We start from the raw sequence: 21,709 nt of genomic DNA, 5'->3' as shown, positions 1-21,709 counted from the left end.
CAGGCATGGACACGCTGGATATCGGACTGCGCGCGGTCATCGTCCTCAAGGGGCTCAACGAAATCGTGCTGCTGACGCTGATCGGTCAGGCGGCGCTCTACCTGCTCGCGGGCAGCCGTCGCCACGGCAATCTGATCTACGGTGCGTTCAATCAGGTTGGCGCGCGCGTCTTCCGTCTGTTCCGTTACGTCACGCCGCGCTTCGTGCCTGACCGCCACCTGCCCTTCGTGGCTTTTCTCGGTCTGTTGCTGGTCGAACTGGTGCTCATCATCGCCAAGATATCGCTGGTTGCCGAAACGATGCTGCGCGCGCAATGATCGACGCAAAACCTTTGACAGAAACGCGATCAGATACTAATATCGCTGGCTCTTTGGCCAAGTAGCTCAGTTGGTAGAGCAGCGGATTGAAAATCCGCGTGTCGGTGGTTCGATTCCGCCCTTGGCCACCAGAATTCTCGGCGCGTACTCTGCGCGCAAACAAAAAGGGCCTCGCGGCCCTTTTTGTTTTTGTCCCTCCGGAACCGTCACCGCTCACGCGGCGTTCCGCGCCAGATACTTCCCTCGCATCTCCTCCAGCAGCTGGTCGTACAGCGGCTGCATGAACGGCGGCAGATGCGCCATCAGTTCCTTACGGTAGATGACCGACGGCACGCGCTTGCCGCGGTGCTCCACTGCCTGGCCGATCAGATGGATGCGGAAGCCCAGCGCACTCAGATGCCGGGCGAGTCGCGCCTCGGTCAGCGTGAAAAGATGTTCGACGTCGTGCAACTCGGCAGCGGCAAGCAGGCCGAGGTAGAGACCGACCGGAATATAGGGGAAGCGGGGCTGGTCCCGCGTTCCCATATCCTCTTCCGAAATGGCGATCGGACCGCCGCTGTCGCCCTTCCGTTTGCGGTAGTCCGACAGCACCGCGAGGCGGGAGATTTCTACCATGCGCCGACGGTCGATGCAGGCCGGATCGATGATGCTGCGGTCGATTACCGTTTCGCACAGGTGTTCGAACGGGAGCGGTTTCGCGAGGTCGTCCGGGTCTGTCTGTACCAGCCGCACACAGCCTACGATGCGACCGCTTGCCTGCGCGCGCAGCGCGATCTGCAGCGAGTGCGCGTCGAAACCGTCGGTCTCCTCGTGGTCGGGGTTGGTGGCTTCGTAGCCGAGTTCCTGGCAGTAAACCTCGTGCCGGACGCGATAGACCTCGTGCTTCATCGCCTCGTCGACCGCAGCTTCCACCGCGAAGTACTTGGCGAAATTTTCCTTGAGGTTTCCGACTTCAAGCAGAAACATGATGTTGTCCGACCGTGTATGACGCCGCGGGTGCATCCCGCGTGCGTGGCCTGCTGACCTTACTGTAGTTTCTTCAGGTATTCCTTGTCGAACACCTTGTCGGGGATGTCTCGCAACTGCATCGACGCGTACTCGAGCGTCGACTGCTCGCCCTGCTTCAGTGCGTCCTGCATGACCAGACGGGTCGGGCGGAGTTTGCCGCCCAGCGTCTTGTATTCATCATAGATGCAGGTCTTCAGCAGCTTGTCCGACAGGGAATAGAACTCCGCCTTGTGCGGTGCGTTGTTCGATGTGCGCACCCAGAGCAGCACGCGCGAGTAGGTGACGCCGCGATCGACCGCCGTCAGTTCGAGCACGTGGTGGTCATGACCATCGAGCTTCTCGGTACGCAGCAGCTTGGGCGTGTAGTCGCCGGAGAAGTTGGCGCGCGCCAGATCGCCGTTGGCGACCTGGCCGGTCAGGCGCTGGGCCAGCGACAGGCGAACTGGCTGCGACACGGTGGGCAGGAACACCCACAGGTCGCGCGCCTTCATCAACAGGATTTGGCCGCGCTCGGAAGCCGGCTCGACCGTCTGTACGATGGTGTTCTCGTTACCCTTGGAAAGGATGCGGTACTTGCGGAATTCTTCGCCACTGGACGTGGTCGAGGTGACGCTGACTTCGACCTGGAAGGGCTCCCGCGGGAAGCGGATGGTGTCGGCCTTTTCAAGTATACTCGCGGCATCTTGGGCAAAGGCGGACGGCGCGATGCAGAACGGTGCCGCAAGAGCTGCAACAGTTGCAAGGATCCGCGCGAACGTCTTGCGCCGGTGCGACGATGGGCCGGTGGTGGTGGCGTCGCGCATGCCGAGCGGGGTGTTCGGAACATTCATTTTTTTGTCTCCAGCACCGGGCGCATGACCCGTCTTCTGAACCGGGCTTCCTGATGAACAACGTCGTCCAGATCCGGAATGTGAGCCGCAGCTACATGCTCGGCGGACAGCAGGTCAATGCGTTGAAGAATATCACGCTGGATATCGAGGACGGCGTGTTCATTGCCATTGCCGGGCCCTCCGGCAGTGGCAAGTCGACCCTGCTGAACCTTATCGGTTGCATCGATACACCGACTTCGGGGCAGATCCTGATCAACGGTCAGGACGTGTCGGGGCAGACGCCGGACGAACTGGCCAGTCTGCGCGCGCGCACCATCGGTTTCATCTTCCAGACCTTCAATCTGCTGCCCGTTCTGTCGGCCTACGAGAACGTCGAGTACCCGCTTCTGCAGTTGCCTGAGGTCAGCAAGGACGAGCGCGCGAAGCGGGTGAAGTACTTTCTCGACATCGTCGGCCTCGGCCCGAAGATGCATCATCGACCGAACCAGTTGTCGGGTGGGCAGCGCCAGCGTGTGGCGATTGCCCGTGCGCTGGCAGTGCAGCCGGCAATCGTGCTGGCCGACGAGCCGACTGCCAACCTCGACCGCAAGACCGGCGATTCGATTCTCGAACTGATGCGCGAGATCAATCGCACGATGAAGACCACGTTCATCTTCTCCACCCACGACAAGCGCGTGATGTCGATGGCCGACCGTCTGGTGCGCATCGAGGACGGCGAACTGACCGCGCTCGGCGTACAGAAATCACCGGGCGAATGGGCCTACGTCAAACCCCCGAAATCCGCCACTCTGCAGGCTGCTTCATGACGCACTTCGATCCACTTTCCGCCCTGCGCCGACTGCCCTTGGCGGCGCTGACGCTGGCACTCCTGCTCGGAGGCCGGGCCGCGCCGGCGGCCGATGCGCTCGACGATCTGTTCGTCGAACCGGCACCCGAAGCTGCCGGTGATGCACAGGGCAAACCGAAGGCCGACGAGGAGGCCTCGTCGTCGATGTCAGGCTGGCGCGGCTTCAGCCAGTTCGAGCTGGCGCGCACGGTGGCAGGCAACAGCCACTGGTCGAAAGCGCGCTGGCGCAACGAGCTCGGCCGCAGCGGCAGTTTCGGTCAGGGCATCAAGTGGAAGGCCGTGGGCCGCGTCGATTACGACTTCGCCTACGGTTGGGAGAGCGACTTCTACCCGGCCGCCGTACGCGACGACCGGCGCAGCGAATTCGCATGGCGCGAGGTCTATCTCGACATGCCGGTGGGCGATGTCGAACTGCGCCTCGGTCGCCAGCACATCGTGTGGGGCGAAATGGTCGGCCTGTTCTTCGCCGACGTGGTGTCGGCGCGCGACATGCGCGAATTCTTCACGCAGGAATTCGACCAGCAGCGCATTCCGCAGTGGGCGGCGCGCGCCGAGTACTTCAAGAACGACTGGCGCGCCGAGCTGATCTGGGTGCCCTATGTGAGCGTGGACAACATCGGCCGCTTCGGTGGCGATTTCTACCTGACGCAACCTGACCTGTCGGGCATCAGCGCGACCTACGACGCGCAGGTCCGGCCAGACCGCAAGCTCAGCAACTCGAACTACGGCCTGCGAGTCGGTACTCTGGTACAGGGCTGGGATCTCGCCGCCTTCTACTACCGCAGCCTGGATGTGAATCCGACCTTCAGTCGTCGATTTGTCGCCCCGACCGCAGTGGTCTACACGCCGCGACACGACTGGATTCATCAGTATGGTGCAACGCTGACCAAGGATTTCGGCAGCTTCCTGCTGAAGGCCGAAGCGGTGCTGACCTACGATCGCTACCTGCCGGTGTCGCCGCTGTCGGCACGGCCCGACGGGCTGGTCCGTCAGGACATGGTCGACTACGCGATCGGCATTGACATTCCCTTCATGTCCGAGTCGCGCCTCAATCTCCAGTACTTCGAGCGCGCCCACATGGACAAGGCGCCCGACCTGCTGGCGAGCCGTCGCGAGAACGGCATGGCGGTGCTGTACAACCACAAGTTCGACGAGCGGCTTGAAGGCGAGCTGCTGTGGGTGCAGTCGCTGGTGCGCAACGACTACATGTTCCGCCCCAAGCTGATCTGGCGCGTGCAGTCCAACTGGCGCGCACAGTTTGGTGCAGACCTGTTCGGCGGCAATTCCAATGGCTATTTCGGGCGTTTCGGCAACTCGGACCGCTACTACGGCGAGCTGCGCTACTCCTTCTGATTCGGGCGGAGGTGCCACATGCGAGTGCTGATCACGGGCGGTGCCGGCTTCATCGGCTCACACACGGCGGACGCGCTGCTGGCCGCCGGCCACAGCGTGCGTGCGCTGGATATTCTCGATCCGCAGATTCATGGCGAAGGCGGCCAGCGGCCGGCCTATCTCGCGCCGGAGGTGGAACTGCAGGTCGGTGACGTCTGCAATGCCGACGACGTCGCGCGCGCGCTCGACGGCATCGACGCGGTCTACCACTTCGCTGCGCTGACCGGCGTCGGCCAGAGCATGTACGACATGACCCATTACGCGCGGGTTAATGGGCTGGGCACGACCACCCTGATCGAGGGCATCGTCAAGGGTGGCCATGTGCTGAAGCGGCTGGTGCTGTCATCGTCGCGTGCGATCTACGGCGAGGGCGCCTATGTCTGCCGTGAGCATGGCGCCCAGTTTCCGGGCGCTCGCTCGCGTGAACGCCTGCAGGCGGGCAAGTTCGCGATGCCCTGCCCGGTTTGCGGCGATGATCTCCACGCGGTGCCGACGCCGGAAGACAAGGTGTCAGAGCCGTTCTCGGTCTATGCGATCACGAAGAAGCATCAGGAAGATTACGTTCGCTACGCGGCGAACACCTTCGGTATTCCGGCGGTCGTGCTGCGTTACTTCAACGTTTTCGGCTCGCGTCAGTCGCTGAAGAATCCCTACACCGGCGTGGTATCGATCTTCTATTCGCGCATCTGCGCCGGTCAGCCGATCTCGGTGTACGAGGGCGGCTTGCCTGTGCGTGACTTCGTGCATGTGTCCGACGTCGTTGCGGCGAACATGCGTGCGCTGGTTGCCGACGTGGCGCCGGGCTCCGTCTTCAATGTTGGCGCCGGCGAGGCGAGCACGATCGCCGACATCGCCAACGCGCTCGCACGCGCTGTCGGCAAGCCGGTGACGATGGAGGACAAGGGGGAGTTCCGTGTCGGCGACATCTTCGGATGCGTTGCCGATCTGGCGCACTCCCGCGCAGTGCTCGGTTACGAGCCGGCGCGTACGCTTGATCAGGGCATGGCGGAATTTGCCGGTTGGGCGGGCGGACAGCCGTCGGAGGATCGCTATCAGCAGACCGTCGCCGAACTGACGCGCTTCGGCCTGTTCGGTCGCGCCGAGGGCGCCTGATGTCGACCCGCCGCCGCGTTCTGTTCGTGGCGGAGGCGGTATCTCTTGCGCATGTCGCCCGGCCGGTCGTGCTGGCATCGGGTCTCGCGGCGCAGCATGATGTGTCGGTCGCGTCCGCACCGGCCTTCGATCTGTGCTTTCGCGGAACGGACCTTCGCAGGCTCGGGCTGGAGAGTATTCCGGCCAAGCTCTTTCTCGATCGCCTCGCGGCCGGTGCGCCGCTGTACACCCGTGCCGAGCTCGGGCGCTATGTCGAGGCCGACATCGCGTTGCTGCAGCGCGAACGTCCCGATGTGGTGATCGGCGATTTCCGTCTGTCGCTGAGCGTTTCGGCGAGGCTTGTCGGCATCCCCTACTTCGCGCTGTGCAACGCACACTGGAGTCCCTGGTCGGCGCATTCACGGTTCCCCTTGCCTGACATCACCCTGACCCGGGTGCTCGGACCTGCGCTGGCAGAGCCGATTTTCCGGCTCGCGCAGCCACTCGCCTTCCGTCTGCACGCCGGGCCGCTCAACGCGGTACGCAGAAAGCATGGCCTGAGCGGCTTTCCCGATGTGCGCCATGCCTACACCGACGGTGATCTGACGCTGTACGCCGACACGCCGGGCCTGGTGCCGGTGCGTCCGGACTGTCCGCCCAACCACCATTTCATCGGGCCCATCATCTGGTCGCCCTCGATGCCGCTGCCGGACTGGTGGACGTCGATGCCGTCCGGGCCGCTGGCCTACGTCACGTTGGGTTCCACCGGACGGGTCGATCTGCTGCCGGAGGTATTTCGCGCGCTGGCCGATGCGCAGGTCAATGCGATGACGGCCACGGCGGGGCGCTTGGACGTGGCTTCGCCCGGACCGCACTGTTTCGTTGCCGACTATCTGCCGGGGCTCGAAGCCGCCGCGCGCGCCGATTTCGTCATCTGCAATGGCGGAAGTGCGACGGTCTATCAGGCCTTGTCGACCGGCACGCCGGTCATCGGTCTGTGTTCGAACATGGATCAGTTCCTCACCATGTCGCGTGTGGTCGATGCCGGGGCGGGGATTTCATTGCGTGCGGGCAGCGCGAACTATGAACAGTTGCGGACGGCACTCGGGCGCATGGTCGGGGATGACGGTGCAGGTTTCAGGCGGGCCGCAAAAGCGGTTCAGCAGGACTTCGCCAGTTTCAATACCCGCTCGATTCTGAACGGGCTGGTTGTATCCGCATAGCGGGGTTCTGGCCGGGCAGCGACGGGTTTGGAACGTGCGCTTTCGAACGCGCAAAAGAAAAACGGGAGCTTTCGCTCCCGTTTTTCATGCTGCTTCGACTACCTGAATCAGACCTTGCGGCGACGGGCCAGAGCCAGACCACCGAGTGCCAGGCCGGCCAGAGCCAGCGTGCCCGGCTCAGGGATACCTTGCACCGGACCGTTGAAGTCGGTCTGGAAGATGATGTCCGGGCCGGCTGCAACGCAACCCGTCGGGCCGCAAACCGTGCCACCGTTCACCGCACCGATGTTCGGCACTTGGCCGGCGATGATGGCCGACGGATCAACCGACTGGAACGGCAGGTTCTGGCTGATGTTGGTCACCAGGAAGGAGATCAGCTCTTCATTCCAGAAATCCGTGTCGATGAAGTTCGGCAGAACGGTCAGCAGATCGAATTCCGGCGTGGCGCCCGAACCCGTCACCGACGGGGTGCCGGACAGCGGCGAAGTGCCGTTGAGCGGCTGGCCATCGCTGCCCACCGTGCCCAGGGCACCAGTGTTCGCGTTGAAGTTGGACACCGAACCTGCAGCGCCCGGAGCGATCGTGCCGTCGAACACCAGCGTGCCGGTGTTGAAGCCGGTGCCGGCCGCGTAGTTGGCAGCGGCGTCGGAATCCAGATCCTTCACATAGACGCGGAAGTAGTTGTTGGTCTGGACCTTGGCGAAGTCGAACACGGCGATGTTGGCGCCCGGCACGCTCACGGCGGTAGTCACGACTTCCTGGTAGGCCAGTTCGAACGTGATTTCGTACTTGCCGGCGGTGCTGCCAGAACCGTTGTACAGGCCGCTAGCAGCGGCACCGGTGCCGCCCTGCAGTACGGCCAGACGGCCTTGCGAGAACACGTTGAAGCCGTAGCCCATGCCACCGTTCATGCCTTCGACGGTGCCACCAGCCGGGTTGTTGATGAAGTTGACGAAGGCTTGGTTGCCGCCTTGCGCCAGAACCGGGGACGGTGCCCAGTCGAAAGCGGTGATGCCGTTCACGTTGCCGTTCGGCGTGGTGATCGAAACCGGGGCAGCGTGCGCGGCAGCGAAAGTGCCTGCCAGTGCCACTGCAACTGCAATTTGCTTGAACTTGATCATTTCATTGACTCCGTTTGTTGGCTTGGGAGAACCACGGTTGGCTATAAGCAATCGGTGGGCCAGTTTTCTTCGTGTGTTTTAGTTTATTGAATATAAACAAGAAAAATCTGTGTCTTGGGTGGCTGTGGCGGTTGGCGGACGCGCCCTGCTGCCGCGTGTAAAGTTCACCGACATTCTGGTTTCAAGACTCTTCGTGGTTCTGCAGCCGTTCGAGGGGCAGGCGCAGCGAGCGGCCGGGGATGTTCCGGCTGCGACCGATGCGGCACGCCCAGACCGCTCGTTCGACGTCCTCTTCCGGCAGCAGGCTGCCCAGTCTTTGCGCCAGATCGTCGGCGCGGGCGAGCGCTTCGCCGTTCTCCGTGAATCGCCGCCCCGCCCGTGCGTACTGGTTGAAGATGAGCGGCGTCATCTCGGGCTGTGACTGGAGCCCCAGCTTTTCCACCGTCAGCCAGAGCCGTTGCATGGCACGGCCGGTAGCGACGTAATCGTCGACGCGGTCTGGGCGGGTTGGCGCGATCATGAAGGCGTGAGCAGAGCAGGCGATGCCTGGAATCAGGTCGAGTTGCAGCCGTGGTGCGAAAGTGCCGAAGAGCCACCTGTTAAAGAATTCGACGCGGCTCCAGCTCGCCATGACGAAACGCATCAGCTTGCCGGTGAGCGGGTCGACGCCGACGGCTGCTTCGGGGATGCGGTCTTCGCTGAATCGTGCGCCCCACTCGATCACGCGGCTGTGAGTCTGGAAGGCTTCCGGAATGGTCAGGCGGATCTCCGCGCTGTCGAAATTCAGCTTGGCGATGCGCAGGCGATCCCGGAATCCGCCGAACCAGACGATACGGTAGGGAAACACGGCAGCGTCCAGCGCCTGCCGCTCCTCGTCCGTCAGCGGTCGGCTGCCCATCGCACGGCGCTGCACCGAGCGCGTCGTGATGCACGGTAGCAGCGGGTCGCGCGCGACTGCCGGGTCGGCGACCAGCCGGATGTCGAACTGCAGATGAGTGTCCGGCGTGTCCGGCCGGCGAGCGATATCGGCGCGAAGGCCGTGGGCTGTTGCTGCAATGGACAATGTTTCCAGCATCGCGCCGACCGCAATCTGGCTGGCGTGCCCTTCGAGGTCATAGACGCACCAGTGTCGGGTGTCGAAACCATGCACCCGCACGTGATCGTCGGCGAGCACCTCGAAACGCCAGATCTGGGTGTTGTCGCCGCTTGGCGCCCAGCGCGCGAGGTCGAGGATCTTGTCTACGGTGCGCATTCGTTTCTCCGGTGAGCTGCGTGTTCAGCGGGCGTTGATTTGTTTCAGCAACTGGCGCCGACCGAGTGCAAGAATGAGCCGCTGCAGCGGGTGCCGGTTTCCACCCGGGCGCCAGGTGCGCACCATCCGGTTGCGGTAGGCGTCGAACTGCAACGCCCACGGTGCCGCCCGGACTTCGCCGCGGCCAAGCAGAAGCTTGACCGTTTCCGCCGCAGCGACGCCCGCGCACAGATTGCACCCGATCATCGTCGACGGGCCTTTGCGTCCTGCGAGGTCGATGCGCCAGGGCTCGACCAGATAGGGGCGATGCAGTCCGGCGGGGGCAAGGCCGACCAGGAATCTCAGCGCCTGTTCGGTCTCGTCGTGGCCCTCCAGCTGGAAGTAGTCCTCGAAACTCATGCCGCGCGGCGAAAAAACGAGCAATCCGGTGCCCATCCCGAGCGGGGCTGCCGTCACCGCCGGGATGCCCAGGCGGTGGCACGCTGCGAAGGTGGACCTGCGGGCGGAGAAGGCGAAGAAATCGAGGCCGTCTACATAGACATCGCAGCCCTGCAGGAAGGCGTCCGGCTGCTCCGGTGCCACGCCTTCCGGAAAGCACGTTATTTCGGCCTCGGGATTGATGTCGCGCGCCTGTTCGGCCAGCACCTCGATCTTGGGCCGATCGACCGTGCTCATCATGGCGCCGACCTGCCGGTTGAAATTGTGTACACCGAAGGTGTCGAAATCGGCGATGCGGAATCGTCCGATGCCGAGCCGGGCCAGCGTCAGCAGGTGGGCGCCGCCGACACCGCCGAGGCCGGCGATGGCGACCGTGCTGCGCCGAAGTCGGGCCTGTTCGGCCTCGGTGAACCAGCCGAGGTTGCGGCTGAAGGCCTCGTCGTAACTGAAAGCAGAGCTCATGGCGTCGCCTTGTATGTCCGTTGGCTGCGGGGCATGCTTCCGGGACATCGGATGGTGAGGTAAAAACTGTTATGCTGGCAATACCTTAGCATCTGAAGTCTTGAATTCGCATGAAGTTTTGGCTGCTCGACCTTTGGCTTGCGATGCGCAGCGTGCTCCGCCAGGGGCGACGCACGCTGATTGCCATCGGCGCGGTGAGCTTCGGTGTGATTGCGATGATCCTGTCGGCCGGGTTCATCGAGTGGTTGATGGAGGGAATGCGCGAATCCACCATCAAGTCGCAGCTGGGCCACGTCCAGGTGGTGCGACCAGGGTATGTGGAACGAGGCACCTCCGATCCCTTCGGATTCGTGATCGATGGTGAGGACGCGGCGCAGCGCAAGGTCGAGCAGGGTGAGGGCGTCAAGGTCGTGGCGCCACGTCTCAGTTTCAACGGCCTCGCCAGCAAGGGCGAAAACACGCTGGCCTTCCTCGGCCAGGGCGTCTCGGCAAAGGCGGAAGCGGTGCTGTCGAGTTCGGTCACGATATCGCGCGGGCGCAACCTGTCGCCCGACGGCGTCAACGAAATGATCATGGGGCGGGGGCTGGCAGCCAATCTGGGCGTCACCGTCGGCGACACCGTGGTGCTGATGACGACGACCGCCGCTGGCAACGTCAATGCAGTCGAGGCGCCGGTCGTCGGCATCTTCATCTCCGTCAGCAAGGAATACGATGATTCGGCGCTGCGCATGCCGCTGGCGCTGGCGCAGCAACTGGTGCGGGTGAATGGCGCGCAGCAATGGCTGGTGCTGCTCGACGACACCGACAAGACCGACGCCAAGCTGGCCGAACTGGGCAAGGTGCTGCCGGCCGCGAACTTCGAACTGGTGCCCTGGTATCGCCTGTCCGACTTCTACAACAAGACGCGCGATCTGTTTGCCAGCCAGGTCAACGTCGTGCAGTTCATCATCCTGATGATCATCGTGCTCAGCATTTCCAACACGCTGTCGATGAGCGTGATGGAGCGCGTCAGCGAGATCGGGACCTGCATGGCGCTGGGCCTGACGCGGGCGCGCATACGGCGCATCTTCATGTCGGAGGGCGTGATGCTCGGTCTGGTCGGCGGCGGGCTCGGGGTGGTCATCGGCTGTGCGCTGGCGCTGGCGATCTCGGCGGTCGGCATTCCGCTGCCGCCGCCGCCCGGCATGGAGCAGGGGTTCGACGGCGAGATCCGGCTGACTTTCGGCATCGTCGCCAAGGCACTGGCGATTGCCGTGGTCAGTGCCTTCGTGTCCAGCCTTTACCCTGCCTGGCGAGCGTCGCGCATGAATATCGTCGACGCACTGCGGCAGAGTCGCTGAACGCCATGTTCAAGCTCGCACTCCGCAACATCCTCCGGCAGAAATCGCGGACCGCGATGACGCTGGCCGCCATCATTTTCGGCGTGGCAGGACTGATCCTGAGCGGCGGCTTCGTCGCCGATGTGCTGACGCAGCTGGGCGAAGCGACCATCCACAGCCAACTCGGTCACGTGCAGGTCTTCCGCAGCGGCTTCTACGAGCAGGGGGCGCGTTCGCCCGAGAAGTTCATGATCGACGACGCCGACAAGGTCGCCGAGTTTGCCGCCCGCATGCCGGAGGCGGACGCGGTGCTGCAACGCGTCAATTTCACCGGCCTGCTGAACAACGGCAAGGCGGACTGGGCGGTCATGGGCGAGGGCGTTGAGCCGGACAAGGAAAACCGGCTCGGCACCTTCGTCCGGATCACCGCCGGCCGGGCGCTGCGCGACAGCGACACCGGCGGCATCCTGATCGGCGATGGCGTCGCCAAGGCCCTGGCGCTGGCGCCGGGCGATGCCGTCACGCTCATCATGAACACGGCCGACGGCGCATTGAACACGACGGAATTTGCGGTGGTCGGGGTTTTTCAGAGCTTTTCGAAAGATTTCGACGCCCGTGCCGTAAGGATTCCCATCGCGGCAGCTCGAAATCTGGTTGCGCGTGACGGCTCCAACGCCATCGTGTTGCTGCTGCACCGGACGGCGGACACCTGGCGGGTGAAGGACCTGCTGGTACCCAAGCTGGCGTCGCTGGGTTTCGACATCCGCGACTGGGTGCAGCTTTCGGATTTCTATTCGAAGACCGTGGAGCTCTACCGCACCCAGTTCGGCGTGCTGCAATGGATCGTGCTGATCATGGTGCTGCTGAGCGTCTTCAATACTGTAAACATGAGTGTCTTCGAGCGTGTCGGTGAATTCGGAACGCTGATGGCGCTCGGAAATTCGCGAGGATACGTATTCCGGCTCGTGCTCGCGGAAAATGCCCTGCTCGGTCTGACCGGCGCGGCGATCGGCGTGGTGGTGGGGGTGCTCGTTGCGCTGGCGATCAGCGAGGTGGGCATTCCGATGCCGCCTCCGCCGAACTCGAATGTGGGGTACACGGCGTCGATACGTGTGCTGCCCGAAACCGTGCTGCTGGCCTTCACGGTGGGATTGGGCGCGACCGTGGTGGCGGCCTTGCTGCCGGCACGCAAGGTTTCGCGTACGCCCATCGTCGATGCGTTGCGGTACAACATCTGACCGGTCGTGACGCATTAGAGCGCGCGTCCGGATGCGTTGGCTATGATTCGCGGCTTGTCTGGCTGCTGTCCTGTGGAGGATGCAATGTTGAGTTCTGACCGTCTGATGTCCGCACTGCGCGTGCTTGCGCTGCTGCTCGTGCCGCTTGCCTTCACGGCCTGCTCGTCGTCGCCCTATCCGGCCGCGCCGACTCAGGCTTACAGCGACGACTACAACTACATCCTGGGTCCCGGTGACTCGGTGAACATCGTCGTCTGGCGCAATCCCGAAATCTCGTCCACGGTCACCATCCGCCCGGACGGCAAGATCACCGGCACCCTGTTCGAGGATCTGCCGGCTGCCGGCCGCGACCCCACGACGCTGGCGCGCGAGATCGAGCAGGTGCTGTCGAAGTACATCCGTGACCCCATCGTGACGGTCATCGTGGCCGGCGGCATCGGTCCCTACAGCGAGCAGATCCGCGTGATCGGCGAGGCGGCCAAGCCGCAGGCGCTGGCCTACAAGCAGAAAATGACGCTGCTCGACGTGATGATCGCGGTTGGCGGCATCACCGAATTCGCCGATGGCAACGCGGCCACCATCCTGCGCACTTCCGAGGGCGACAAGCAATACAACGTGCGCCTCAAGGATCTGGTCCGTCGCGGCGACGTGACGGCCAATGTCGACGTCAAGCCGGGCGACATTCTCATCATTCCGCAGAGCTGGTTCTGAGCAGCTCAGTCATGAGGCGTCCGCCGGAAGGATCGTGTAGCTGTGGATGATTTTCTGCGCCAGTTTTCTGGCTATCTCAGGTCGGCGTGGGGCTATCGCTGGATAGGCCTGCTGGTCGCCTGGGTGGTCGGCATCATCGGCATGGGCGTGGTGCTCGTGCTGCCGGACCAGTACCAGGCGTCGGCGAAGATCTATGTCGACACCCAGTCCATCCTGCGTCCGCTGATGTCGGGTCTGGCCGTACAGCCCAATCTCGACCAGCAGATCAACATGCTGAGCCGCACGCTGATCAGCCGGCCGAACATCGAGAAGCTGATCCGCATGGCTGACCTCGATCTCGAGGCCAAGACCAAGACCGAGCGCGAAAAGCTGATCGACGATCTGATTGCCAGCGTGAAGCTCACCAGTTCCGGCCGCGACAACCTCTACATCGTGTCCTATCGCGATCAGAAGCCGGCGCGGGCTCAGAAGGTGGTGCAGGCCATGGTGACGCTGTTCGTCGAATCGGGCCTCGGCAGCAAGCGACAGGATGCGGACCAGGCGCGCAAGTTCATCGAGGAGCAGATCAAGGCCTACGAGGCCAAGCTTCTGGAGGCGGAAAACCGGCTGAAGGAGTTCAAGCTCAAGAACCTCGAACGACCGGGCGGTGGGCAGAAGGACTACTTCGGCAGCCTGGGCGAGGTGCAGGCCCAGCTCAACCAGGCGCAGCTCGACCTGCGCGAGGCGACCAATTCGCGCGACGCGCTGAAGCGCCAGCTGCTGGGCGAGGAACCGACCATCAGTGCCGACAGCTCGGCGATGACCTTCGCGCCGTCCGGCCCCGGTGGCCCGTCGACCGCCGAGATCGACATGCGCATCTCCGGCATGAAGAACGAGGTCGAAGGCTTGCTGCAGCGCTATACCGACAAGCACCCGGACATTCTCCAGCTGCGAGCGCGGATCCGTAACCTCGAGGAAGAGCGCAAGCAGATCATCGAGAAGCACGCGGCCGAAGCGGCCAAGGAGGCGGAAGGCAAGCCGGCGGATGCCAAGCCCGAGGCGAAGCCGGTGGCCGGCGGCGCGCAGATGCCCAATCCGGTCTACCAGCAGATCAAGGTCGCACTGGCATCGGCCGAGGCCTCGGTCGCGTCGCTGAGTGCGCGCGTCGGCGAGTATCAGACGCGTCTCGACGCATTGAAGCAGTCGTCGCGACTGGTGCCGGAACTGGAGGCGGAGTTCAGCCAGCTCAACCGCGACTACGAAGTGCATCGGACCAACTACAACAACCTGGTGTCGCGCCGCGAATCGGCCTCGATTTCGGAAGAGATGGACGCGACCGGGGTGGCGGAATTCCGTCTGATCGAGCCGCCGCGCGTCGATCCCAAGCCGGCGGCCCCCAATCGGCTCATCCTGCTGACCGTGGTGCTGGCAGCGGCCATCGTCGTCGGTGGTGCGGCATCGTTCGCCGTATCGCAACTGCGACCGGTGTTCCACGACGGCCGGATGCTGGCCGAAGTGGCCGGCGTACCGGTGCTGGGTTCGGTGTCCATGCTGCTCGCGAACGAGCGCAAGCGTTACGAGCGTCGCCGCAGCGTCGTGTTCTTCGGCGGTCTTGGCGGGCTGGTGGCCGCCTATGTGGCGATGCTGGCTTTCGTGTCGCTCGTGATGCGCAGCGCCTGAGGATAGATCATGAGCATCATCGAACAAGCAATCGAACGAATGGCCCACCTCAAGCGGGCGGGCGTCGATATCGGCGAGGAACCGGCAGCGGCGCCCGAGGCGCCGCCGGCGGCTGCGCCTGCTGTCGCGCCCGCGCCCGCGCCCGCGCCTGCTCCCGCGCCCGCGCCTGCGGCGGTACCTGTCGCCGCGGTGCCGCCGGCGGGTGAAGCCGCCGCGCCGGTGCAGGTGGTGGGCGGAGCCCCCATTGATTCATCCCGCTACGTCGAACTCGATCTGGCGCGACTCGACGGGATGGGTCTGGTCGTGCCGTCGGCACCGCGTTCGCAGATCGCCGAAGAATTCCGCGTGATCAAGCGCCCCATTTTGGCCAACGCCCACGGCAAGGGCGCGGCGCCGGTCGATAACGGCAACCTCATCATGGTGACCAGTTCGGTGCCGGGTGAGGGCAAGAGCTTCAATTCGATCAACCTCGCGATGAGCATCGCGATGGAACTGGACAACCGTGTCCTGCTGGTCGATGCCGACGTGGCACGCCCCTCCATCCTGAACCTGCTCGGCCTGCCGCCGGCCAAGGGGCTGATGGACGTGCTGCTCGACGAGGATGTTGGTCTGCCCGACGTCCTGCTCCGTACCAACGTCGAGAAACTCACGCTGCTGCCGGCCGGCATGCCGCACAAGAACGCCACCGAACTGCTGGCCAGCGGTGCGATGCGTTCGCTGCTGGTCGAACTGGCGCATCGCTATCCTGACCGCATCATCATTTTCGACTCGCCGCCGCTGATGGTGACGACCGAGGCACCGGTGCTTGCGCAGTCGATGGGCCAGCTGGTGATGGTGGTCGAGGCCGGGCGCACCACGCACGCGATGGTGAAGCAGGCGCTGGCCAAGGTACAGGGCTGCCCGGTCAAGATGCTGGTGCTGAACAAGGCGCGCTACGCCCGTACCGACGGTTACTACGGTTACTACGGTTACGGTTACGGCTATGGCTCCGAAACCGGTTATCGCGACACGGCCAAGGCGGGTTGAATGAGGACAGGACGACCGATGCTTCGCCCGATCTCCCTGGCCATTCTGGGCATCGCCAGCGGTTTCGGTTCGGCGCACGCCGAAGGCTGGCGCCTGTCGACCAGCGCGTCGGTGCAGATGATCGTGTCAGACAACATCAACTTCTCGCCGGTCGCGCCCGCGAGCGACGTGCTGACCGAAGTCACGCCAACCGTCGATCTGCGCCGCAGCAGTCCGCGCCTGAAGCTCAATGCCAATTACTCGCCGCGGATGATGTATTACGCGGACGACACCTTCCCGTCGCGCATCGCGAACAACATGAGCGCGAACGGGTCGTTCGAGGTCGTCGACGACCTCTTCTTCCTCGACGCCAAGGCGAGTCAGACGCAGCGGCGGCGATCGGTGTTCAATGCCCAGCCCAACCTGCTGAACAGCACGCTGGGCGATTCGACGGAGACGCGGGTGTTCTCGCTGTCGCCGTCGATGCGCGGCACCGTCCGGCTGGGCGACATCGCGACATGGAAATCCAGCTACACCATCGCGCGCAGCGAATCATCGCGCCGCGAGGGCGCACTGACCACCCGTACGTTCTCCGGGACGCTGCAGGGCGCTCCGGCGACACTGAGCTGGAAAGGGGTGCTCAGCTCGCGCGTGACCGACTCGGGTAATGCCAACAACAGCGAACGCGAGAGCATCGTCGGTTCGCTGATCTACAAGCCGGATGTCCAGATCGAACTGACCGGCCGCTACGGCTACGAAAAGTCGACGATAGGCAATCGTCGGGACGGTGCCACCTATGGCGGCGGCCTGGACTGGCGCCCGTCGCAGCGCACGGCACTGTCGCTCGATTACGACGAGCGGCCGTACGGCAGTACCGCCAATTACAAGCTGTCGCATCGTCTGCCCAGGACCGCTTTCAACGCGGCCTACACGCGCAACATCGTGAGCCGGATCGACACCTTGCTCGAAGGTTCGGGCCTGGAAGATCTTTACGAGACGCTGGCCTTCGTCGAGCCCTATGCCAGCATTGCCGATCCGGAAGAACGGCGTGATGCGATCCGTGCCGACGCACTGGCCGGGCGTATCCCGGGCTACGGTTCGCTCGATTCGCCCATCCTGACCGACCGCGAATACCGGCGCTCGCGCTGGTCGCTCGGCGTGGTGCATACCGGTGCCCGCAACACGCTGTCGTTCACGATGTACCAGTCGACCAACGACAGCGGAATCGGCTCGGGTGGCGGATCCCTGACCGGCGATTTTGCCGAGGCTTCGGTCATCGTCCAGAAGGGCTGGACCATCGGTCTGTCGCACCGGCTCTCGCCGGTCAGTTCGCTGAACTTTTCGCTGAACTCGTTCGACACCAGTGGCCGTGTGACCGCGCGCACGACGACCGAGCGCAACGTCTTCAATGCGACATATTCCACAGCACTCGGTGCCTACACCAGCGGCTCCATTGGTCTGCGCATGATGCGTGGCACAGTCGCCGCCGGCGATGTAGACGAAAATGCACTGATCGCCACGGTGAGTACGCGCTTCTTCTGACGCGGGCGCCGTGATGCGCATGCTGCCGAACCGTGCAGCGCCACCGAAGCCCTGAGGGGCGGGTACCCAACGATCGAGATCCATGTACGAGTCTTTCTACGGTCTTTCCGGCAAGCCTTTCCAGCTCAATCCCGATCCGTCGTTCTTCTTCGGCAGCAAGGGCCACCGGCGCGCGCTCGCCTACCTCGAGTACGGTCTGCATCAGAGCGAAGGTTTCATCGTCATCACTGGCGAGATCGGCGCCGGCAAGACCACGCTGGTGCGCAGCCTGCTGCAGAAGCTTGATTCGAAGAAGGTGGTGGCGGCCCAGCTGGTCAGTACCCACCTCGACGCCGAGGACACCTTGCGCCTGGTCGCGGCCGCTTTCGGACTGCCGAACAAGCAGCTGAAGAAGGCCGACCTGCTGCTGTCGATCGAAATGTTCCTGCTGTCGCTGACCGCTGCCGGCAAGCGCGCACTGCTCATCGTCGACGAGGCGCAGAACCTGACGCCGCGCGCGGTCGAGGAACTGCGCATGCTGTCGAACTTCCAGCTCGGCGAGCACGCGCTGCTGCAGAGCTTCCTCGTTGGCCAGCCGGAGTTTCGCGAAACGATGCAGAGCCCGCACATGGAGCAACTGCGTCAGCGGGTGATCGCGTCCTACCACCTCGGGCCGATGGACGCGGCCGAAACCGAGGCCTATATCGAGCACCGCCTGAAGCATGTCGGCTGGCGCGGGTCCCCCGCCTTCCAGGCGGGGGCGCACGAAGCCATCTTCAAGGCGACCGAGGGCGTGCCGCGACGCATCAATACACTGTGCGACCGCCTGATGCTGGCCGGATTCCTCGGCGGAGCAACCGCCTTCACGGCGCAGGACGTCGCGGGCGTGGTCAGCGAAATCAAGGACGAGGCGGGTGACGCCGCCGCCGCTGCCGCGATGGCCAAGCGACCGGACGGCCCGATGCCGTCCGACACGGCGGCGCACGCTGCATTCAACGGCGCCGGGCTGCGCGGTTCGCCGGCGCTGTTCGATCTGGACATGTCGCAGTTCCGGCTCGACGCCGACTCGGCGCAGCGGGTGCGCGACTACGTGAACGCGCATCAGGCGGGCAATCTTGAAGAACGCCTGTCACGGATGGAGCGTACGCTCGAACAGACACTGGCCCTGCTGTATGAAATCGCCGAGCGCTCGACCGAGCAGGCGGACAAGGAGGCGGAATGAGCGCTGCCCAGGTGATCGCCCCGGTGCTGTGCGTCGTCGGCGCACGGCCGAACTACATGAAGATGGCGCCCATCCTGCGCGCCTTCGACGAGCACGTGCCGACGATACCGTGGGTGCTGGTGCATACCGGCCAGCACTACGATCACGCGATGAACGAGCGCCTGTTCAGCGGGCTTCGTCTGCCAACACCGCACCACAATCTCGAAGTCGGCTCCGGCACGCACGCGGTACAGACCGCCGAGATCATGAAGCGCTTCGAACCGCTGGTCGATGAACTCAAGCCGTCCTGCGTGCTGGTCGTGGGCGACGTCAATTCGACGCTGGCGTGTGCGCTGGTGGCGGTGAAGAAGCACGTGCCGGTGATCCATGTCGAAGCCGGTCTGCGCAGCGGCGACCGTGCGATGCCGGAGGAGATCAATCGCATCCTCGTCGATCGCATTTCCGACCGTCTGTACACCACCGAGCGCAGTGCGCTCGGCAACCTGACCGGCGAAGGCGTCGACGCCTCATGGGTGCATTTCGCCGGCAACGTGATGATCGACTCGCTGCTGTCCAGCCGCGCGCTGGCGGTGCCGCCGGCGAAGACGCTGGCCGAGCACGACATCGACCCGGCGCTGATCGCCGACGGCCGCTACGGCGTCGTGACGCTGCATCGTCCGAGCAATGTGGACGACCCCGAACAACTGAAGCGTCTGGCCGCGATGCTGACGCAGGCGGCGGCACGGCTGCCGCTGCTGTTCGCGATCCATCCGCGTACCCGTGGCAATTTGGAAAAGTTCGGCCTCGGTGCGCTGCTCGACAATCCGCGCATCGCATTGCTGCCGCCGCTGGGCTATCTCGAAATGCTCGGCCTGATGAGTGGTGCGACCGTCATGATCACCGACTCCGGCGGTCTGCAGGAAGAGACGACGGCGCTGTCGGTGCCCTGCCTGACCTTGCGCGAGAACACCGAGCGGCCGATCACGGTGGAGCAGGGCACGAACACCGTCATCGGCGCCGACGAGGCGCTGTTCGTGCGCAGCCTCGACGACATCCTCGCTACCGGCGGCAAGCGCGGTCGCGTGCCCGAATACTGGGACGGCAATGCTGCACAGCGCATCGCCGCCGACCTGCACGACTGGCTGTTGCAGCGGAGCACGCACTGACATGAGCGCCCGGACCGACATCCGCAACGCCTTCACCGTCGACGTCGAGGATTACTTCCAGGTGTCGGCGCTGGCGCCCTACATCGAGCGCAGCCGCTGGGATTCGATCGAATGCCGCGTCGAGCGCAATGTCGAGCGCATCCTTGCGCTGCTGGCTGACAGCGGCAACCGGGCCACCTTCTTTACGCTGGGCTGGATCGCCGAGCGTCATCCGGACATGGTCAGGCGCATCGCCGCTGCCGGGCACGAGATTGCCAGCCACGGCACCGCCCATCTGCGTGCGACCGAACAGTCGCCGGCCGAATTTCTCGACGACATCACGCGCGCCAAGAAGGTGCTGGAAGACATCACCGGCGCCGAAGTGCGCGGCTACCGCGCGCCCAGTTTCTCGATCGGCCACACCAATCCGTGGGCGCTCGACTGCGTCGCGCAGGCCAGGCGGGCTACCGCTACAGCTCCAGCATCTATCCGGTCAAGCACGACCACTACGGCATGCCGGACGCGCCGCGTTTCCCGTTCGCATCGCGCGACGGTCTGATGGAAGTGCCGGTCACCACCGTGCGCATGGGCAGCCGCAATCTGCCGGCCGGCGGCGGCGGCTACTTCCGCCTGCTGCCCTATGCCACCTCGCGCTGGCTGCTGAGCCAGGTGAACAAGCGCGACGGCAAGCCGGCGATGTTCTACTGCCATCCGTGGGAGATCGACGCCGACCAGCCGCGCGTGCAGGGCGTGGATGCCAAGTCGCGCTTCCGCCACTACATCAACCTGCACCGCACCGAGGGCCGTCTTGCCCGCCTGATGCGCGATTTCCGCTGGGGCCGGATGGACGAAGTGTTTCCGGAGATCGCCCGTGCGGCCTGAGGCGGAGTTCATGACTGCAGTCACCGTGCGCGCCCCGGCCGACGCCGATCGCGCGAACTGGAATGCCTTCGTCGAAGCCTGCCCGACGGCAAGCTTCTTTCACCTGTTCGAGTGGCGCGACATCATGCGCGACGTGTTCGGCCACGCCACGCACTACCTGCTGGCCGAGCGCGGTGGCCGCATCTGCGGCGTGCTGCCGCTGGCCCAGGTGAAGAGTCGGCTGTTCGGCCACTCGCTGGTGTCGCTGCCCTTTGGTGTCTACGGCGGCGTCGCGACCGAAGATGAAGAGGCAGCGCTCGCGCTCGAAGCGGAGGCACAGCGCATCGCGCAGTCGCTCGGTGTCGACCACCTCGAATTCCGCAACGTCGAGGCGCGCCACACCGACTGGCCGACCGAAGACCTGTACGTCACCTTCCGCAAGCAGATCTCGCCTGACGTCGAGGAAAACATGAAAGCCATCCCGCGCAAGCAGCGCGCGATGGTGCGCAAGGGCATCAACAACGGCCTGAAGGCGGTGTTCGACGCCGACAACAGCCGTTTCTTCGAACTGTATTCGGACAACGTGCATCGCCACGGCACGCCGGCGATGTCGCGCCGCTATTTCGACACGCTGCGCAGCACCTTCGGCGAGCGCTGTTCGGTCATGACGGTCGAAGGTCCGGACGGCGCGCTGCTCAGCAGCGTGATGAGCTTCTATTTCCGCGACGAAATCCTGCCGTATTACGCTGGCGACGCGGTGGCGGCGCGCGACCTCGCGGCGAACGACTTCAAATACTGGGAACTGATGCGCCATGCCTGCGAACGCGGCATCCGCGTGTTCGACTACGGTCGCAGCAAGCAGGGCACCGGTTCCTACTCTTTCAAGAAGAACTGGGGCTTCGAACCGACGCCGCTGCATTACGAGTACTGCCTGTACAAGCGCGACAGCCTGCCGCGCAACAATCCGTCGAACCCGAAGTACAAGCTGATGATCGAAGTGTGGCGTCGCATGCCGCGCAGCTTCGCGAACACGATCGGCCCCTTCATCGTCCGCAATCTGGGCTGAC

At 64.2% G+C, this 21,709-nt stretch carries 19 protein-coding genes, 1 tRNA gene and 2 pseudogenes; 17 read left to right on the top strand and 5 right to left on the bottom strand.

Annotated features, from left to right (window positions below; all coding sequences use genetic code 11):
- Positions 1 to 5: 5 nt before the first annotated feature.
- Positions 6 to 317 carry a hypothetical protein gene (locus tag WDZ97_RS14805; protein WP_425763255.1) on the top strand — a complete coding sequence of 104 codons (312 nt, stop codon included), beginning with the start codon at positions 6 to 8 and terminating at the stop codon, positions 315 to 317.
- A gap of 55 nt (positions 318 to 372) precedes the next feature.
- Positions 373 to 448: transfer RNA gene (locus tag WDZ97_RS14800), tRNA-Phe, on the top strand.
- Positions 449 to 530: 82 nt separating this feature from the next.
- Here WDZ97_RS14800 and WDZ97_RS14795 read toward each other — a convergent pair.
- On the bottom strand, positions 531 to 1,283 hold the full coding sequence (locus WDZ97_RS14795; protein ID WP_304005873.1) for a PEP-CTERM/exosortase system-associated acyltransferase: 753 nt from the start codon (positions 1,281 to 1,283) through the stop codon (positions 531 to 533).
- Between the two features lie 59 nt (positions 1,284 to 1,342).
- A complete protein-coding gene (locus tag WDZ97_RS14790) occupies positions 1,343 to 2,155 on the bottom strand; it encodes an outer membrane lipoprotein-sorting protein (protein ID WP_425763254.1) in 813 nt (270 codons plus the stop codon).
- Positions 2,156 to 2,208: 53 nt separating this feature from the next.
- On the opposite strand from WDZ97_RS14790, the gene WDZ97_RS14785 reads away from it, so the two are divergent.
- Genes WDZ97_RS14785 through WDZ97_RS14770 form a run of 4 tightly spaced genes read left to right on the top strand, consistent with a single transcriptional unit; the run spans position 2,209 to position 6,709 of the window.
- Entirely contained in the window at positions 2,209 to 2,961 is a 753-nt protein-coding gene (locus tag WDZ97_RS14785; protein ID WP_304005870.1) for an ABC transporter ATP-binding protein, read from the top strand.
- On the top strand, positions 2,958 to 4,355 hold the full coding sequence (locus tag WDZ97_RS14780; protein ID WP_304005868.1) for a DUF1302 family protein: 1,398 nt from the start codon (positions 2,958 to 2,960) through the stop codon (positions 4,353 to 4,355). The genes WDZ97_RS14785 and WDZ97_RS14780 overlap by 4 nt, the downstream gene beginning before the upstream one ends.
- Positions 4,356 to 4,373: 18 nt before the next feature.
- A complete protein-coding gene (locus WDZ97_RS14775; RefSeq protein WP_425763253.1) occupies positions 4,374 to 5,507 on the top strand; it encodes an NAD-dependent epimerase/dehydratase family protein in 1,134 nt (377 codons plus the stop codon).
- Positions 5,507 to 6,709 carry a glycosyltransferase gene (locus tag WDZ97_RS14770; RefSeq protein WP_425763252.1) on the top strand — a complete coding sequence of 401 codons (1,203 nt, stop codon included), beginning with the start codon at positions 5,507 to 5,509 and terminating at the stop codon, positions 6,707 to 6,709. The genes WDZ97_RS14775 and WDZ97_RS14770 overlap by 1 nt, the downstream gene beginning before the upstream one ends.
- A gap of 107 nt (positions 6,710 to 6,816) precedes the next feature.
- On the opposite strand, the gene WDZ97_RS14765 is transcribed toward WDZ97_RS14770, so the two are convergent.
- The 3 genes from WDZ97_RS14765 to WDZ97_RS14755 all read right to left on the bottom strand — a co-directional run bounded on the left by WDZ97_RS14765 (position 6,817) and on the right by WDZ97_RS14755 (position 9,982).
- The gene (locus WDZ97_RS14765) at positions 6,817 to 7,830 is read right to left on the bottom strand and encodes a PEP-CTERM sorting domain-containing protein (RefSeq protein ID WP_304005861.1); all 1,014 of its coding nucleotides are present in this window, start codon (positions 7,828 to 7,830) and stop codon (positions 6,817 to 6,819) included.
- Positions 7,831 to 8,011: 181 nt separating this feature from the next.
- Entirely contained in the window at positions 8,012 to 9,082 is a 1,071-nt protein-coding gene (locus tag WDZ97_RS14760) for a molybdopterin biosynthesis protein MoeY (protein ID WP_425763251.1), read from the bottom strand.
- A gap of 24 nt (positions 9,083 to 9,106) precedes the next feature.
- Entirely contained in the window at positions 9,107 to 9,982 is an 876-nt protein-coding gene (locus WDZ97_RS14755) for a ThiF family adenylyltransferase (RefSeq protein ID WP_425763250.1), read from the bottom strand.
- Positions 9,983 to 10,092: 110 nt separating this feature from the next.
- Between WDZ97_RS14755 and WDZ97_RS14750 the strand changes: the two genes are divergently transcribed.
- The 11 genes and pseudogenes from WDZ97_RS14750 to WDZ97_RS14700 all read left to right on the top strand — a co-directional run bounded on the left by WDZ97_RS14750 (position 10,093) and on the right by WDZ97_RS14700 (position 21,708).
- Entirely contained in the window at positions 10,093 to 11,322 is a 1,230-nt protein-coding gene (locus tag WDZ97_RS14750) for an ABC transporter permease (RefSeq protein ID WP_425763249.1), read from the top strand.
- Between the two features lie 5 nt (positions 11,323 to 11,327).
- Positions 11,328 to 12,539, top strand: a complete 1,212-nt coding sequence (locus WDZ97_RS14745; RefSeq protein WP_425763248.1) for an ABC transporter permease — start codon at positions 11,328 to 11,330, stop codon at positions 12,537 to 12,539.
- An 84-nt stretch (positions 12,540 to 12,623) separates the two neighbouring features.
- Positions 12,624 to 13,250: an XrtA/PEP-CTERM system exopolysaccharide export protein gene (locus tag WDZ97_RS14740; protein ID WP_019916726.1), complete on the top strand. Its 627-nt coding sequence runs from the start codon at positions 12,624 to 12,626 to the stop codon at positions 13,248 to 13,250.
- A gap of 42 nt (positions 13,251 to 13,292) precedes the next feature.
- A complete protein-coding gene (locus WDZ97_RS14735) occupies positions 13,293 to 14,909 on the top strand; it encodes an XrtA system polysaccharide chain length determinant (RefSeq protein ID WP_304005852.1) in 1,617 nt (538 codons plus the stop codon).
- A gap of 9 nt (positions 14,910 to 14,918) precedes the next feature.
- Entirely contained in the window at positions 14,919 to 15,935 is a 1,017-nt protein-coding gene (locus WDZ97_RS14730) for an XrtA-associated tyrosine autokinase (protein WP_425763247.1), read from the top strand.
- A gap of 18 nt (positions 15,936 to 15,953) precedes the next feature.
- Positions 15,954 to 17,456: a TIGR03016 family PEP-CTERM system-associated outer membrane protein gene (locus tag WDZ97_RS14725; protein ID WP_425763246.1), complete on the top strand. Its 1,503-nt coding sequence runs from the start codon at positions 15,954 to 15,956 to the stop codon at positions 17,454 to 17,456.
- An 82-nt stretch (positions 17,457 to 17,538) separates the two neighbouring features.
- Entirely contained in the window at positions 17,539 to 18,657 is a 1,119-nt protein-coding gene (locus WDZ97_RS14720) for an XrtA/PEP-CTERM system-associated ATPase (RefSeq protein ID WP_020165894.1), read from the top strand.
- The gene (wecB, locus tag WDZ97_RS14715; protein WP_425763245.1) at positions 18,654 to 19,802 is read left to right on the top strand and encodes a non-hydrolyzing UDP-N-acetylglucosamine 2-epimerase; all 1,149 of its coding nucleotides are present in this window, start codon (positions 18,654 to 18,656) and stop codon (positions 19,800 to 19,802) included. The genes WDZ97_RS14720 and wecB overlap by 4 nt, the downstream gene beginning before the upstream one ends.
- Positions 19,741 to 20,133, top strand: a pseudogene (locus tag WDZ97_RS14710) (polysaccharide deacetylase family protein); the annotation flags it as partial. The gene wecB and the pseudogene WDZ97_RS14710, both read left to right, overlap by 62 nt.
- Before the next feature lie 185 nt (positions 20,134 to 20,318).
- Positions 20,319 to 20,663, top strand: a pseudogene (locus WDZ97_RS14705) (DUF3473 domain-containing protein); the annotation flags it as partial.
- Positions 20,653 to 21,708, top strand: coding sequence for a FemAB family XrtA/PEP-CTERM system-associated protein (locus WDZ97_RS14700; RefSeq protein WP_425763244.1), 1,056 nt, complete (start codon positions 20,653 to 20,655; stop codon positions 21,706 to 21,708). The pseudogene WDZ97_RS14705 and the gene WDZ97_RS14700, both read left to right, overlap by 11 nt.
- Position 21,709 lies beyond the last annotated feature (1 nt).

This window comes from Methyloversatilis sp. MC4-4, assembly GCF_049843555.1.
Lineage (GTDB): Bacteria > Pseudomonadota > Gammaproteobacteria > Burkholderiales > Rhodocyclaceae > Methyloversatilis > Methyloversatilis discipulorum_B.
This window is presented reverse-complemented; position numbering and strand designations above follow the sequence as displayed.